General features: G+C 52.2%; 14 protein-coding genes. 11 read left to right on the plus strand and 3 right to left on the minus strand.

Annotated elements, in window-relative coordinates; translation table 11 throughout:
• Positions 1-340: 340 nt before the first annotated feature.
• From LZ634_RS21130 to asrC, 6 genes are all read left to right on the plus strand, one after another.
• Positions 341-1,780 (plus strand): Na+/H+ antiporter NhaC family protein, encoded by a 1,440-nt coding sequence (locus LZ634_RS21130; RefSeq protein ID WP_234508723.1) that lies wholly within the window; start codon positions 341-343, stop codon positions 1,778-1,780.
• 19 nt (positions 1,781-1,799) lie between these two features.
• Positions 1,800-2,999, plus strand: coding sequence for an NAD(P)/FAD-dependent oxidoreductase (locus tag LZ634_RS21135; protein ID WP_234508726.1), 1,200 nt, complete (start codon positions 1,800-1,802; stop codon positions 2,997-2,999).
• Positions 3,000-3,036: 37 nt separating this feature from the next.
• Positions 3,037-4,848 carry an aryl-sulfate sulfotransferase gene (locus LZ634_RS21140; RefSeq protein WP_234508727.1) on the plus strand — a complete coding sequence of 604 codons (1,812 nt, stop codon included), beginning with the start codon at positions 3,037-3,039 and terminating at the stop codon, positions 4,846-4,848.
• A 220-nt stretch (positions 4,849-5,068) separates the two neighbouring features.
• A complete protein-coding gene (gene asrA / locus LZ634_RS21145; protein WP_234508728.1) occupies positions 5,069-6,118 on the plus strand; it encodes an anaerobic sulfite reductase subunit AsrA in 1,050 nt (349 codons plus the stop codon).
• On the plus strand, positions 6,115-6,933 hold the full coding sequence (gene asrB / locus LZ634_RS21150) for an anaerobic sulfite reductase subunit AsrB (RefSeq protein WP_234508729.1): 819 nt from the start codon (positions 6,115-6,117) through the stop codon (positions 6,931-6,933). The genes asrA and asrB overlap by 4 nt, the downstream gene beginning before the upstream one ends.
• Before the next feature lie 11 nt (positions 6,934-6,944).
• Positions 6,945-7,967, plus strand: a complete 1,023-nt coding sequence (asrC, locus tag LZ634_RS21155; RefSeq protein WP_234508730.1) for a sulfite reductase subunit C — start codon at positions 6,945-6,947, stop codon at positions 7,965-7,967.
• Between the two features lie 56 nt (positions 7,968-8,023).
• Here asrC and LZ634_RS21160 read toward each other — a convergent pair whose 3' ends face one another.
• The 3 genes from LZ634_RS21160 to tolC form a co-directional block, all read right to left on the minus strand.
• Positions 8,024-9,184 carry a glutathionylspermidine synthase family protein gene (locus tag LZ634_RS21160; protein WP_234508731.1) on the minus strand — a complete coding sequence of 387 codons (1,161 nt, stop codon included), beginning with the start codon at positions 9,182-9,184 and terminating at the stop codon, positions 8,024-8,026.
• 5 nt (positions 9,185-9,189) lie between these two features.
• Positions 9,190-9,873 (minus strand): DUF1190 family protein, encoded by a 684-nt coding sequence (locus LZ634_RS21165; protein WP_234508732.1) that lies wholly within the window; start codon positions 9,871-9,873, stop codon positions 9,190-9,192.
• A 182-nt stretch (positions 9,874-10,055) separates the two neighbouring features.
• Positions 10,056-11,483, minus strand: a complete 1,428-nt coding sequence (gene tolC / locus LZ634_RS21170) for an outer membrane channel protein TolC (protein ID WP_320673788.1) — start codon at positions 11,481-11,483, stop codon at positions 10,056-10,058.
• A 210-nt stretch (positions 11,484-11,693) separates the two neighbouring features.
• Here tolC and nudF point away from each other — a divergent pair, with 210 nt between their 5' ends.
• From nudF to parE, 5 genes are all read left to right on the plus strand, one after another.
• Complete coding sequence (gene nudF / locus LZ634_RS21175; protein WP_234508733.1) at positions 11,694-12,326, plus strand: ADP-ribose diphosphatase; 633 nt, start codon at positions 11,694-11,696, stop codon at positions 12,324-12,326.
• Complete coding sequence (locus LZ634_RS21180; RefSeq protein WP_112202397.1) at positions 12,323-12,748, plus strand: DUF1249 family protein; 426 nt, start codon at positions 12,323-12,325, stop codon at positions 12,746-12,748. The genes nudF and LZ634_RS21180 overlap by 4 nt, the downstream gene beginning before the upstream one ends.
• 91 nt (positions 12,749-12,839) lie before the next feature.
• Complete coding sequence (gene cpdA, locus LZ634_RS21185; RefSeq protein ID WP_234508734.1) at positions 12,840-13,667, plus strand: 3',5'-cyclic-AMP phosphodiesterase; 828 nt, start codon at positions 12,840-12,842, stop codon at positions 13,665-13,667.
• On the plus strand, positions 13,667-14,242 hold the full coding sequence (gene yqiA / locus LZ634_RS21190) for an esterase YqiA (protein ID WP_234508735.1): 576 nt from the start codon (positions 13,667-13,669) through the stop codon (positions 14,240-14,242). The genes cpdA and yqiA overlap by 1 nt, the downstream gene beginning before the upstream one ends.
• A 27-nt stretch (positions 14,243-14,269) precedes the next feature.
• Positions 14,270-16,165, plus strand: a complete 1,896-nt coding sequence (gene parE / locus LZ634_RS21195; protein ID WP_234508736.1) for a DNA topoisomerase IV subunit B — start codon at positions 14,270-14,272, stop codon at positions 16,163-16,165.
• Positions 16,166-16,215: the final 50 nt, after the last annotated feature.

Consider the following 16,215-nt stretch of genomic DNA (forward strand, 5'->3'; position numbering starts at 1 on the left):
GGCAGTTCAGAAATTAGGTTATTGTCGGATGACACCTGCTGTAACGGAGTTTAAATAAATGTGTCATTTCGTGTGTTATTAAAGGATCTTATGATAAGAAATGAAAATAAATTCCTGAAAAACATGTTCGTGCTGAGGCTATCATTGTATAGGCAGATAGCTATATAGCCTTCCCGTATTGATTAAGGGGATGACTATTACTGACCACAATCTTATTACGCTACGAGGCCGCATTCGGTGGGTATGGCGCCGCTGATGTAGCGTGGATAGCCTGTACGTAGAAACAAACCTGATATGCGCTGAATGACTGATTCGTTACTTTTATTTCAAGGAAATAAATATGAATACGTCAGGTAAGTTGCTTCTGTTTTACGGGGGGAGGGCCTCCTCGATATTTCCCACACTCATATATGTGGCCGGCAGCGTCATATTGTCGGTTGGATTCCATTTTTCTTCAATGAAGACGTTAACTTTTTCAGCGATGATTGGGATATTGCTGGGTTTCTTTCTTTGCAAAGATAAAAAGGGATACTGGGATGTGGTAGTGCGAGGGTTAATGCCATTTGGCAATGCGCGCTTAATTATCGCATTTATGTTAATTGGTATTTTCACTACGCTATTAATGGCTGGCAAAATTGGCGGCGGTTTTGTCTGGTTATGCCTGCATATTGGTGTGGGTAGCCACGCATTTGTGCTGTTTGTGTTTATCGCAAGTGCGGTGATTTCCATGGGAACCTGCGCTCCAATTGCGGCACTTTTCTCCGTCGTGCCGATTTTCTATCCTCCGGGAATTTTGCTGGCGGTACGCCCTGAATTATTGGCTGGGGCGATGCTGAGCGGGGTGTTCTTTGGTGATGCGCTATCACCATGTTCACAGCTCACCCAAATGACTCTGTTTTCACAGCATGACACACCCAATAGCGAGCCTGGACAGCTGAACGTACTGTTGAAAAATCGTTTTAAGTCTGTCCTGGCAACCGGTGTAGTCAGTATCGTGCTCTTTATGTTGGTTCCAGCAGGAGAGCACGCCAACCTGCAACAGGCAGTGAATATTAACCAGTTCGCGGATATTAACGGTATCTGGATGCTGTTGCCGCTTGGCGTACTGTTGGCGTGCGGTTTTCGAACCCAGAACCTTTTTTTGTCTTTAAATTTCGCAATTGCCGCCGGGCTTATCGTCGGGCTGCTTTGCGGCAGCTTTGATTATCAGCAGATTATTACGCTGGATAACCAAACCATGATGCTGCATGGGATGATTTTCGATGGCGTTAACTCAATGACCGACATCATCGTTTCCACGTTGCTGTTGTATGGCCTGATTAATCTTGCGCAAGAGGGGGGATGTATTACTGCGCTATGCGATTGGCTGGCGTCTTGTGCATTCTTCCGTTCTCGATGGGGGGCTGAACTTGCGATGACATCGGGAATTGCGGTAACGAATATCGCCCTTTCTGGCTCACCCATGCCATCGATTTTGATGTTTAGCCCAGTAGCGGAACGGCTTGGTCAACGGGCGAGAGTCTCGGCCCTGCGGCGATGCTGGCTGCTGCTTGGTGGGGCGAGTTGCTTCACTGCGATTATTCCGGTGAATAGCGTATTCATGATGGGGATGGTGACCTTAATCCAGGGGATGACTCAACACTATCCATGGCTGCCGACCATCGATCCTTTTTATAGCTTTGCCTTCTCTTTCTACTGCCTGTTGCTGACGCTGGCCTGCGTTATCCGCCTGCTGCTGGATAGCCCGTTGCTCATGCAGAAAAAGATCAAGTATTCATGATTTCTGTGAGATGAAAAAAATGACTGAAGTTTATGACACGCTGATTATTGGTGCAGGGCCCGGTGGCTTGAGTACGGCGATTTACACCGGGCGAGCGGGCTTGAAAACGCTGCTGGTGGAAAAAGGGAATACGGGGGGGCGTATCAATGATACGGCGGAAATTCGCAACTACCCGGGCGTACTTAGCGAGAGCGGCCAAGGGTTAATGCGACGCTTTAAGCAGCATGCGGAAAGTTTTCCCTCAGTGGAAACGCTACGCTCGACGGTCAGTGAAATTCGTTGTGAGGGGGATTTATTTGAAGTCGTAACGCGGCGGCGTGGCAGTTTATTCAGCCGCAGCATCGTGCTGGCTACCGGCACTCGCCCGCGCAGCACCGGCATTCCTGCTGAGCAGGAGTTTGTCGGGCGCGGTGTAGCCTACTGTGCAACCTGCGATGGTGAGTTCTTCCGCGATAAAGCCATCCATGTATTGGGCGCAGGCGATCAGGCGATTGAAGAGGCGGATTGGCTAACGCGCTATGCCCGTAAGGTGACGGTGATTGTCATTCATGACCAGGGGCACTTCGACTGTAACCAGATTGCAGTCGATAAAGCACGTTGTAACCCACGTATTGAGTTTATCTGGAACAGTACGCTGCATGATATTCAGGGGCGAGAAAACGTTGAACGCCTGGTGCTAGAAAACGTGCATACCGGCGAGCTGTCGACGATCCCCAGTGAAGGCATCTTTCTGTTTATTGGCATGATTCCGCAAAGCGAATTCATTCCTGACTGGATTGACCGGGATAGCCACGGTTATCTGACCACCAACCCGCGCTGTGAGACAAGCTGCCCCGGTATTTATGCGGTGGGCGATCTGCGCAATACGCCGTTACGGCAGGTGGTGACCGCAGCCGCCGACGGTGCTATCGCTGCCGTCGGCGTTGAACATTATTTACAGGAGCAGAAGGAAATTGCCGGCCTGCTGTCCGCGGATTCCGGCGTTTTGTCGATTCTGTTCTGGGATCCGTATGACGCCATGCAGCAGTCCAATTTGCCAGCCATTGAGCAGCGCCTGCAATCGCAAGGCCGGGTGCAGCGTCTCGACGTTACCCGGCACGATTTATTGTTCCGCCAGCTAGGGCTTAACGCGACGCCCGCCTTTGCGCGCTACCAGAACGGCAAGCTGCTCCACAGCGAAATTATCCCCCTGACTGCACCCGACGAATGCCAGATGTGACAGGGATAAAAATTGTTATTCATTAAGGAGATATATTATGGGACAACCGCTTGTTTTTCCTCATGGTGTCACCCGTTATGATCCGGATAAATGCTATAACGGTTACACGATTGTGCCGCTTATCAATGATGGCGTTCTGCTATTCGATATGAACGGCAATGAGGTTCGGCGTTGGAATATGCAGGCTTTTCCACCCAAGCTGCTGCCTGGCGGCTATGTGATGGGAACCTCTGGCTTCCGCCACCCCGATTACGGTATGCAGGATGGCGTCAATCTGCAGCAGATCGACTATGACGGGAAGGTCGTCTGGCGTTTCAATAAATTTGAAGAGATTAATGATCCTGGACGCGATCGGGGCTGGATGTCGCGCAGTCACCATGATTTTCAGCGTGAAGGCAATCCGGTTGGCTACTATGTACCAGGAATGGATGCACAGTCTCTCAGCGGTAATACTTTGATTCTGGCGCATAAAACTATTCACAACCCCACAATATCCGATAAAAAGCTGCTCGATGACGTGATGTATGAGGTGGACTGGGAAGGCAATATTCTGTGGGAATGGAGCGCTAGCGACCATTTTGACGAGTTCGGTTTTGATGAAGCGGCGAAGAACGTTCTGTTCCGCGATCCCAATATGCGTTCTTCCGATGGCGGTACCGGCGACTACCAGCACATTAACTGTATGAGCTACCTGGGGCCAAACAAATGGTTTGATGCGGGAGACATGCGTTTCAAGCCTGACAACATTATCTTTGACTGCCGTGAGTCAAATATTCTGGCCATCCTCGACAAAGAGACCGGCAAAATCGTATGGCGCATAGGGCCAGACTTTAGCGCTACGCCGGAACTGAAAAAATTAGGCTGGATTATTGGCCAGCACCATTTCCATATGATCCCACGCGGTTTGCCGGGCGAAGGCAATGTGATGGTGTTTGATAACGGCGGCTGGGGCGGTTATGGCCTGCCGAATCCGGGATCGAAGCTGGGGGCGAAAAATGCGCTGCGCGACTACAGTCGGGTTATCGAATTTGATCCGACGACGCTGAAAATTATCTGGCAGGTGACGCCAAAAGATCTGGGGCATATGATCCCGACCGATGCCAGTAAATTTTATAGCCCGTATGTCAGTAGTGCCCAGCGTCTGCCAAACGGTAACACATTGATTGATGAAGGATCTGACGGGCGTGTTATTGAAGTCACAGTAGATAAAGAGATTGTCTGGGAGTGGATCTCACCGTACTACACCCACAATGAAACTGGGCCGAAGACCAATATGATCTATCGTGCTTACCGTTATCCGTACGACTATGTACCCCAGGAGCCAAAGCCGGAAGAAGTGCCGATCGCGCCGATCGATAACACGACCTATCGTGTGCCTGGCGCTGGCCAGCTTGGGGCTAAAGCGGTCATTGATGTCGAAGGGACTCTACCGTATTACAGCGATGTGGCGCTATGCGTCGCCACGGATGACGAAGAAGAGCTTTCCTTACGGAAAAAAGTATTCAGCGTTGATGTCGAACTGTTCCAACCGATCGCGCAGGAAACCTTCCGCCCCCTCGTGTTGGATAAGCACGATAAGCCAACGTTAGTGCTGTTTGGTGCTGAACGCTGTCTGCACTGCAAAGCGCTGCATCCGGTGCTGGAGGAGGTGCTGCGGGGAGAATTGAAAGATGTTTTCGCGGCTGGCTATGTCGATGTCGATAACAATGACGTCCTGAAAACGCAATATCACATTACCGGCATTCCCGTTGTGATTGTGTTTAGCGGCGGTAAAGAGCGTGGCCGCTTTAGTGGTGAAAAAGATTACGATGATATCTGTGACTTCCTTGAGTCAGTTGTTAAATCATAAATACTAATGTAACGGGAACGATGTTCATCCGTATTTAACGATAGCATTTAAAAAATAAAATGATGTCTATCACATAATGCCGTTATCGGTATTTATGGTAGGCATCATCCTTTTTTTGAATTAAAAACTTCGGGCAATTGGATATACCGTGTTCTTAATTATTATCGATTAATCATATTAAAAATATTATTCATGCTTTTATCGTTTTGTGAGAATGCCTATGAACCTGAATGTAAAGCCTGATGAGTTCAGCCAGCTGCTAGTAAGGCTGAGTGAGGTATGGCGGGTCTATGCCCCCAGTGCCGAATACCGTGGCGGTCGTTTTTCAGATACTGATAATATCATCTATCAGCAGGTCAAAGAGTGGCGGGATATTGTGTGGCAGGAAAAATCACATATGTCGCCAAATACAGTCATTACCCCCATTACTGAGACGTTGTTCTACTTTGATAAAGAGACGATTCAGATAGCGGATGTGGATACTACACCGCTACTGATATTTGCACGCTCCTGCGATATTAATGCCATGTCGCGACTCGATTATATGTATCTGCAAAACGGAGGGAATGCGGATTATAGTTACCAGCTGCTGCGCGATAAAATCCGCTTTGTGCTGATTGAATGTGAAGAGTCCTTTGAGAATTGTTTTTGCGTGTCAATGGGCAGCAACCGCACAGAAGCCTGGTCAGCAGCGGTTCGTTTTAGTGCCGATGGTGCCAAAATCAGCGTAAAAGATACCGATCTGTTGCCATTCTTCGCCAATCTTGGGGTGGCCTGCGACTATACGCCGGGTTTTGTTGAGCACAACAAAGAGCAGATTCGGACTCCGGATAGCGTCTGCGACGATCCGCAAAAAATCCGTGAGATTGTGACCAATCATCCTCTGTGGCAGACCTATGATGCCCGTTGCATTAGGTGTGGTCGCTGCACCACCGGCTGCCCAACCTGTACCTGCTATAGCGTATTTGATGTGGCCTATGACGAGAATCCACAGCGCGGCGAACGCCGTCGCCAGTGGGCCAGCTGCTTGGTTCCGGGATTTAGCGATATGGCTGGTGGCCACGGCTTCCGCCCGCAGCCGGGTAATCGCCTGCGCTATCGTGCGCTGCACAAGGTTAATGACTTTAAAGCACGTGCGGGGATAGAGCATATGTGCGTGGGGTGCGGGCGCTGTGACGATCGTTGCCCGCAGTATATTAAGTTCTCTTTGATTATCAATAAAATGACCGATGCCGTACAGCAAGCGCTGGCACAGGAGGCGAACGCATGAGCCATCAATGTACCTGTCATAAGCCAAAGCATGCTCTGCTACCGTCGGCTTACAAAATTATTGCCATTGATAAGCACACCGAACTGGAATGGAATTTCCGGATTGCGACCGATTTCCCGGCTGAGTTAGGCCAGTTTGTTGAGGTCTCTCTACCGCTCGTCGGTGAGGCGCCGATTTCCGTTTCCGACTGTGGCGACGGTTGGATGGATCTGCTGATCCGCAACGTCGGTAAAGTGACCCATGCGTTGTTTAATCTGCACGTTGGCGATTCACTGTGGTTACGTGGTTGCTACGGGCACGGTTATCCGCTCGATGCGTTTCGCCACAAGCCGCTGCTGGTGGTGGCGGGCGGTACCGGAGTGGCGCCGGTGAAGGGATTGTTGCGCTATTTCAGCGAAAACCCGACCGAAATTGTTCGTCTGGATATGATCCTCGGCTACAAGAACCACGCCAGCGTACTCTACAAAGAAGAAATGCGGCTGTGGCGCGAGAGGCATAATTTGATCCTGACGCTTGATGAAGGGGAGGCCGACGATTTACATCGCATAGGCCGTGTGACCGATCATCTGCAGGCGTTAACGATCTTACAGCCGGATTTGACGCAGGCGATCGTCGTTGGCCCGCCGATTATGATCAAGTTCGCCGTGCAAATGCTGCGTGATAGGGGATTCGCCCCTGAGCAAATCTGGGTTGACTATGAACGCCGTATGGCCTGCTCGGTAGGAAAATGCGGACACTGTCGAATGGGCGAGGTCTATGTCTGCGTTGATGGTCCGGTATTTAACTATGCCCAGGCACAGGCTTTTGCTGATTAAGGAGCGCAACCATGAGTATGGATATTGATATTATCAACGCGCGAGCGCTGAACGAATATCGTCTGTCGAAAGTCCGCGGTGAGGCGATGATCAGCGTGCGCGTGCCCGGCGGTATTCTGCCGGCCCACCTGCTAGCCGTCGCTCAGAACATTGCTGAAACCTGGGGCAATGGTGAAATTCATCTGACGACCCGCCAGAAGCTGGCGATGCCCGGCATTCGCTATGAGGATATCGACAAGGTGAATGCCGCGCTGGAGCCGTTTATCCGAGAAATCGAGATGGCGCTGTGTGAGGTCAAGGTGGAGGACACGCTGGCAGGCTATCAGGCCCTTGGCGGGCGTAATATTGTCGCTTGCCAGGGTAACCGCATCTGCCAGAAAGCGAATACCGACACAACCGGTATGGCGCGTCGGCTGGAGAAACTGATCTACCCGAGTCGCTACCACTTGAAGGTGGTACTAGCCGGTTGCCCTAACGACTGTGCGAAGGCGTATATGTCGGATATTGGTATTATCGGCGTCGCCAGAATGCGTTTTAATGCCGATCGCTGTATTGGCTGCGGCGCCTGCGTGAAGAGCTGTAGCCATCATGCCGTGGGCTGCCTTAGCCTGAAGAACGGTAAAGCGGCGAAGGAGCCGTCTCTCTGTATCGGCTGCGGTGAGTGTGTCCTGGCCTGCCCGACAATGGCCTGGCAGCGTGAGCCTGAGCAGCTGTACCAGGTGCGCCTTGGCGGCCGTACCAGCAAGAAAACCCCGCGGACGGGGAAAATTTTCCTGAACTGGGTGACCGAAGAGGTGATTGCGCAAGTTATTCCTAACATCTTTGAATTTGAAAAAGAGATGCTGGGCGGGAAGCCGATTTACCTGCATATGGGGCATTTGATCGATAAGGGCGGCTATATGCGTTTTAAAGACGTTGTGCTGAACGGCATTAAGCTCAATCCCGGTGCACGCGTTGCTGAGCGAATGTATTGGGTGGAGGATGAGTACGTCGCGGGGATTCACGTCAAACCTGCGGCTTCATCAGGTCATTAATTGCAGGCTAGAGCGAAAAAAAACCAGAAACCCGGAAGGGCTTCTGGTTATCTGCATCACTCAACAAAAATATGAGGATAGAAACGTGACAGATCCTGAGTGATCAGCGCTCTGTCCTCACGAATGCCAATCCCAGCTGGCTGATCGTTGATAAGCCAGCTGCCAATTAACATATAGCTATCGCCAAATTTTGGTAACTGATAGAACTGCTGCACGATCATCCCTTCTTCGCCGTATGGGCCTTCCACCTGTTCGATGGTTTTGCCGTTTTCGACGATCGAGATATTCGCCCCTTCGCGGGAGAAGATCGGTTTCATCACGAACTTATCCATCGCGGGGTAAGCGTCTTCGGCAAAGTAGGCTGGCAGCAGATTCGGGTGATCCGGGAACATTTCCCACAGCATTGGCAGCAGCGCTTTGTTGGAGATAATGCTCTTCCACGCCGGCTCCAGCCAGCGTACGCCAGCGTCTTCCAGCTTGGTAGAGAACATCTCACGCAGCATATATTCCCACGGATAGAGCTTGAACAGATTGCCGATAACCTGATCCTGCAGATCGGTAAACTGGCCTTTTTCGCCTAAACCAATTTCATCGATATAGAGGAACTCGGTGGCGACTTCCGCTTCGGCTGCGCAATCTTGTAAATACTGCACCGTACCGCGATCTTCGACAGTATCCTGGCAGCAGGTGAGGTGCAGCAGCTGGAAGCCGTGCTGTTCACGCAGTTCGGTAAAGCGCTCGATTAACTTCTCCTGCAGGCTGTTGAACTGGTCGCTGCCTTCCGGCAGATTGCCTGCGTTCAACTGATCTTCCAGCCAGATCCATTGGAAGAATGCTGCTTCATACAGTGAGGTTGGCGTATCGGCGTTGTTCTCCAACAGCTTTGGTTCGCCGGTACCGTCCCACGCTAGATCGAGGCGTGAATAGAGCGACGGCTGTTGGGTCTGCCATGACTGGCGCACGAAGCTCCAGGTATGTTTTGGAATGCGGAACTTAGCCATCAGTTCATCGCTGGCGATAACGCGTTCAACAACCTTCAGGCACATCTGGTGCAGTTCGGCGGTGACGTCTTCCAGCTTTTCTACCTGGGCCAGCGTCAGCTTGTAATAGGCCTCTTCACTCCAGTACGGTTCGCCATACATGGTGTGGAAGTTAAAACCGTATTCAGTCGCTTTTTCACGCCAGTCCGGGCGTTCAACAATACTGACTCTTTCCATGATAATCAGCCGCCCATTGAACGGGAGGTGCTGCCCGTTGCGCTACGCTGCATGGTGGACTGCTTCGCTACGGACTCGCCAAAGCCGCCGCGGGTGACGGTGCTGGTGGTCGCAGGTCTTGGTGCCATCGCGGTTTTCGGTACGTTCATTGAACGACCCGGCTGCGCTGCGCCGTAGTTTTTTCCGCCCGCATCGGTGTATTTGCCGTAAGCCGGGCTGGATGGGTTCTTAGAGGTGAAGACCGGCTGCTGCTGGTAACCGCCCATGCCGCCGCTCATCATACGGCCCATCATGTAGCCTGCCATCAACGGCATCCAGAAGCTGCCGCTGCTCTGGTTTTGTGCCTGAGCCTGGCCTTCGCCGGTTGGCGCCATGCCAGCCTGAGCAGGTGCCTGCTGGCATTGGCCTTCACCAAATTCCGCGACACAGTCTTCACGGCTGGCATATTTCGGCGCGGTACGTTCAGCTTCTTTCAGCGCGTTGTTATAGGTGGTTGTACATTCCGCGCTTTTGCTCGGATTCGCCGCTGAGCAGTCGTCCGCATTCTGATACAGCGTGACGGTTTCGTCGCTCTTCTCACAGCCTGCCAGCATGAATACAGCGGTAACGGCGAGGGCAACCGGCGTTAAGTGGCGCGCACCCCAGCTTTTACGAAAAGCGGCGTGCTGAATATTGTTTGTCCGTTTCATTTTATTCTTCCTGGACCCAGTGGAGTGGTATTGCAATAGCGCTCAGGATAGTGGATGAGTGGTTGAAAATGAAGCTAAGAAGGGGATAAAGCGGGGGATCTTTACGTTGCCTTACGTTGAGAGGGCTGAAAAAAAGGGTTCGCACGATGCGAACCCTTATTCTGGCAATCTAGCGCGAGTACTTAGCGAATACGCGCTTTGCTGGTCGCGCCAGAGGTGTAACCATCAGCGGCGGCATCCTGCTGCGCGTTTTCTGGCGCAATGCTTGCGTTCGCTGTGGAAACTGGTTTGCCGAGCGTATTGTTCAGCGCCAGCAGATCCTGTTCGTTAAGCGTACCCAGCGCTGATTTAATATTCAGCTGATTGATCAGGTAGTTATAACGTGCGCTGGAGAGCTGTTGCTTAGCGTTATACAGGGTTGTGGTCGCATCCAATACGTCAACAATAGTACGCGTGCCGACGGAGTAACCTGCTTCCATCGCGTCTAAAGAGCTTTGCGCAGAAACAACGGCCTGTTTATAGGCGTTGATGCTGCTGACAGAGGCGTTAACGTTATTAAAGGAAGAACGGACGGTCTGCACCACGGAACGGTGGGCGCTTTCCAGTTGCTCGCTAGCACCGACGAAGTTGTACTGCGCCTGTTTGACCTGCGAGTTAACCATCCCGCCCTGATACAGTGGCAGGGAGAAGCTCAGGCCAATTTTGTTCTGCCCGGCGTCGTTATCGTTGTAGCCACCGGTACCGTTAGTTTTGGAACCGCTGTAAGAGGTGTTAGACACTCCCGTAGAGGCGGTTAAATCCAGCGTTGGCAGGTGACCATCTTGGGCCTGACGAATTTGCTCACGCGCTAGATCCTGTTTCAGGCGAGCTTGCAGCAAGGACAGGTTACGGTTTTCAGCTTCTTTCAGCAGCGCATTCACGCCCTGTGGTTTATCGGTTTTAAAGCCGTCAACATTCAGTGAAGCCAGTTCTGGGTAGTAGTTACCGGTGACCTGACGCAGCGATTCAACGGCATTGTCGAGGTTGTTACGCGCGGTGACTTCGTTCGCCAGGACGGTATCGTACTGTGAACGGGCGTTCTGCACGTCGGTAATTGCTACCAGACCCACGTTAAAACGCTGAGTTGTTTGATCTAACTGGCGGTAAATCGCCTGCTTCTGCGCTTCGGTATAGGAGAGCGAGTCGATAGCGCTCAGCACGTTAAAGTACGCCGTAGCGGTATTGAGAATCAGGGTTTGCTGATCGGTCTGATACGTTACGTCCTGAATGCCTGCCGATTTCTCTTGCAGGGTCAGAGCACGCCATTTGGACATATCAAACAGGCTTTGCGTTAACTGCAGCGAACCGCTGGTGACGTTAGAGTTCACGCCGTTGCTGTCGCGGAAGCCGTTGGTATAGTTATAATCTGCACCTAAACCTAACTGCGGTAACAGAGGGCTGCGCGCTTCGTTGATTTTCTCGAACGCAGCATCACGATCTGCGGCAGATTTGCGGAGATCTGGGTTACTGGTACGTGCCTGCTGATACACCTGTAACAGGTTCTCTGCCTGGCTCATTGTACTGAAACCCGTAAGGCTCAGACCAATAAGGATGGGGAGCAATTTCTTCATTTGCATTTGCATTCCTTGTTGTGAAGCTTAGCGCTGATCTAATTCACAGAAAAAATATTCGCCGATTGTACCAGAGTCTGCCACGTTAAAAAGTTGTCGTAATGTGCCATCTGGCGTTAATTTGCACCAATCTACCATAGAGTTAGTGGATTCTTTGACCCACCAACTTTAAATCCATAATTTCAACACAATCACTGCATAGGCCTGTCCATGACAAAAACAGTTAACCCAGTGGCAACGCTCTCGAAAAATGATGTAGAAATTATTGCACGAGAAACGGTATATCGCGGTTTTTTTTCGCTTGATGTATACCGTTTTCGCCATCGCTTGTTTAACGGTGAGATGAGCGGTGAGGTTAGACGCGAAATTTTTGAGCGCGGTCATGCCGCAGTCTTGCTACCCTTTGACCCAGTGCGTGATGAAGTGGTGCTGGTTGAGCAAATTCGCATTGCCGCCTATGACACCAGTGAAACGCCTTATCTGCTGGAGATGGTTGCCGGCATGATAGAAGAAGGGGAAACCGTCGAAGACGTTGCTCGCCGGGAAGCGCAGGAGGAAGCGGGGCTGAATGTGGGCCGCGTGAAGGAGTGCCTCAGCTATCTGGCAAGTCCCGGTGGCACCAGCGAACGTCTGACTATTATGGTCGGTGAAGTCGATGCGACAACGGCCAAAGGTATTCATGGGCTGGCGGAAGAACACGAAGATATTCGGGTTCATGTGGTAAGCCGGGAGTTCGCTTATCAATGTGTAGAGGATGGAAAAATTGACAACGCAGCGTCTGTCATCGCTTTGCAATGGCTGCAGCTGCATTATCAGGACTTACGAAAAGAGTGGATCAAATGAAGCGATATACGCCTGACTTCCCAGAAATGATGCGCCTGTGCGAGACCAACTTCGCACAATTGCGTCGCTTGTTGCCGCGGGTTGATGAAGCCGGTGAAACGGTGAACTATCAGGTGGCCAATGCGCAATATCGCTTAACGATAGTCGAATCGACTCGTTACACTACGCTGGTGACGATTGAACAAACGCTGCCTGCGGTAAGCTACTGGAGCCTGCCGTCGATGACGGTTCGGCTGTATCATGATGCGATGGTGGCTGAAGTGTGTTCAAGTCAGCAGATCTTTCGCTTCAAAGCGCGGTATGATTATCCAAATAAAAAGTTGCATCAACGCGACGAAAAGCATCAAATTAATCAGTTTTTGGCCGATTGGCTTAGATTCTGTTTAGCACATGGAGCGATGGCGATTCCGGTTTGTACATAGCACCCTTCAGGCGGCATTGATGACGCTGCCAGCGAGAAGTCGCCTGAGAGGATGCCGTGTATGTTTGCATCGTGAAACCTAAGGACACCATTTGGAAAGCCTTTTAAACCTTCCTCTGGCTGGTGGGGCCAGTGTCAGGGTACTGCAAATTACTGATACTCACCTGTTTGCTCAGAAGGATGAAACGCTGTTAGGGGTGAATACCTGGGAAAGCTACCACGCCGTCTTGCAGGCCATTCATGCCTCGGCGCGTGATGTAGACCTGGTAGTTGCAACTGGCGATTTAGCGCAGGATCACTCATCCGCGGCCTATCAGCACTTTGCTGATGGCATCGCGAGTTTTGCCGCACCTTGCGTTTGGTTGCCGGGTAATCACGATTTTCAGCCTTCAATGTACAGTACGCTGCAGGAGGCGGGTATTTCACCGGCGAAGCGCGTGCTGATCGGTGAGCGCTGGCAGATCTTGCTGCTGGACAGCCAGGTTTTCGGTGTGCCTCATGGTGAGCTGAGCGACTTTCAGCTGGAATGGCTGGAGAAACGTCTGGCGGAAGCCTCTGAGCGTTACACGTTGTTGCTGCTGCACCATCATCCTCTGCCTTCGGGCTGTAGCTGGCTGGATCAACACAGCTTGCGTAATGCCGGGGCGCTGGATGGCGTACTGGCACGTTACCCACGAGTGAAACATCTGCTCTGCGGCCATATCCATCAGGAGCTGGACGTTGACTGGAACGGCCGCCGTATTATGGCGACGCCATCGACCTGCGTGCAGTTTAAACCGCATTGTTCGAACTTTACCCTGGATACCGTTTCTCCCGGCTGGCGCTGGCTGGAGTTACACGATGATGGTTCATTAACCACCGAAGTCTGCCGTCTGGCCGGGGTGGAATTCCATCCCGACACCGCATCTGAAGGCTATTGATGTCAACGCTTCTCTATCTGCACGGATTCAACAGCTCCCCATGGTCGGCGAAAGCCACTGCGCTTAAGCAGTGGCTGGCTGAGCACTATCCCGATGTGAACATGCTCATTCCGCAGTTGCCGGCTTATCCGGCGCAAGCAGCCGAAATGCTTGAAGCGCTGGTACTGAAGAACGGCGGTGAGCCACTCGGTATCGTCGGGTCGTCACTTGGGGGGTATTACGCCACCTGGCTGTCGCAATGCTTCATGCTGCCTGCGGTGGTCGTCAACCCGGCGATGAGGCCGTTTGAGCTGCTGACGAATTTTCTTGGCCCGAACGAGAATCCCTACACCGGCCAACAATATGTGCTAGAGTCTCGCCATATTTACGATCTCAAAGTGATGCAAATTGATCCCCTTGAGGCGCCGGATCTTATCTGGTTGCTTCAGCAAACCGGCGACGAAGTTCTTGATTATCGCCAGGCCGTGGACTATTTCGCCTCCTGCCGACAAACGGTCGAGGAGGGCGGTAATCATGCATTCACCGGCTTTGAAGATCACTTCACACAGATTATCGATTTTCTGGGGTTGCATTAAGCAACGCCAACTACCTACGAATAGATCATGACGCAATCTTCTTATAACGCTGATGCCATTGAGGTACTCACCGGGCTTGAGCCGGTTCGCCGCCGCCCGGGGATGTATACAGATACCACACGCCCTAACCACATGGGTCAGGAAGTTATTGATAACAGTGTGGACGAAGCGCTGGCCGGACACGCGAAGCGCGTTGAGGTTATCCTTCATGCCGATCAGTCATTGGAAGTTATCGATGACGGCCGCGGCATGCCCGTCGACATTCACCCGGAAGAGGGTGTGCCAGCGATTGAGCTGATCCTCTGCCGTTTGCATGCGGGCGGTAAATTCTCTAACAAAAACTACCAGTTCTCCGGCGGCCTTCACGGCGTAGGGATCTCGGTAGTCAACGCCCTGTCAAAGCGTGTTGAAGTGAACGTTCGTCGTGACGGTCAGATCTACAGCATCGCTTTTGAACACGGTGAAAAGGTCGAAGAGCTGCACGTTTCCGGTACCTGCGGTAAACGCAACACCGGGACCAGCGTGCACTTCTGGCCGGACGAAAGCTTTTTTGACAGCCCGCGCTTTTCCGCTTCTCGCTTAAGCCATCTGCTGAAAGCCAAAGCGGTGCTTTGTCCGGGCGTGGAAATCGTCTTTAAAGATAAAGTTAACGATACCGAACAGACCTGGCGCTATGCCGACGGCCTGACCGACTACCTGAGCGAAGCGGTGAACGGCCTGCCGTTGCTGCCGGAAAAACCGTTTGTCGGTAATTTCTCCGGGGAAACCGAAGCGGTGGATTGGGCGCTGCTGTGGCTGCCGGAAGGCGGCGAGCTGCTGACCGAAAGCTACGTCAACCTCATCCCAACGATGCAGGGCGGAACGCACGTCAACGGCCTGCGTCAGGGGCTGCTGGATGCGATGCGTGAGTTCTGCGAGTACCGCAATATCCTGCCGCGCGGCGTGAAGCTGTCGGCGGAAGATATCTGGGATCGCTGCGCCTACGTGCTTTCCGTGAAGATGCAGGACCCGCAGTTTGCCGGTCAGACGAAAGAACGTCTCTCTTCACGCCAGTGCGCGGCGTTCGTTTCCGGTGTGGTTAAAGATTCCTTTAGCCTGTGGCTGAACCAGAACGTTCAGTCGGCAGAGCTGTTGGCTGAGATGGCGATCTCCAGCGCCCAGCGCCGTCTGCGCGCGGCGAAAAAAGTGGTGCGTAAAAAGCTGACCAGCGGCCCAGCGCTGCCGGGTAAACTGGCTGATTGCACCGCTCAGGATCTCAATCGTACCGAGCTATTCCTTGTCGAAGGTGATTCTGCAGGCGGATCCGCAAAGCAAGCGCGCGATCGTGAATATCAAGCGATCATGCCGCTGAAAGGTAAGATCCTGAATACCTGGGAAGTCTCCTCTGATGAGGTTCTGGCATCGCAGGAAGTACACGATATCTCCGTCGCCATTGGTATCGATCCGGACAGTACGGATCTCAGCCAGCTGCGCTACGGCAAGATCTGTATTCTCGCGGATGCTGACTCCGATGGTCTGCACATTGCGACTTTGCTGTGCGCGCTGTTTGTGAAGCATTTCCGTGCGCTGGTGAAAGAAGGCCACGTGTACGTAGCGTTGCCACCGCTGTACCGTATCGATCTGGGTAAAGAAGTTTACTACGCCCTGACCGAAGAAGAGAAAGCGGGCGTGCTCGAACAGCTCAAGCGTAAAAAGGGCAAGCCGAACGTGCAGCGCTTTAAAGGTTTGGGTGAAATGAACCCGATGCAGCTGCGTGAAACAACGCTGGATCCCAACACCCGCCGCCTGGTGCAGCTGTTTATTACCGATGAAGATGAGCAGCAAACCGATGCCACCATGGATATGCTGTTAGCCAAAAAGCGTTCGGAAGATCGCCGTAACTGGCTGCAGGAAAAAGGCGACATGGCGGATATCGAAGCCTAAAAAGTTCGCTGGGTGGCATCGCGCCACCCAGCGACAGTATGCAATTGTGA

This window comes from Kluyvera intermedia, from assembly GCF_021440345.1.
GTDB classification, from domain to species: Bacteria; Pseudomonadota; Gammaproteobacteria; order Enterobacterales; family Enterobacteriaceae; genus Kluyvera; species Kluyvera intermedia_A.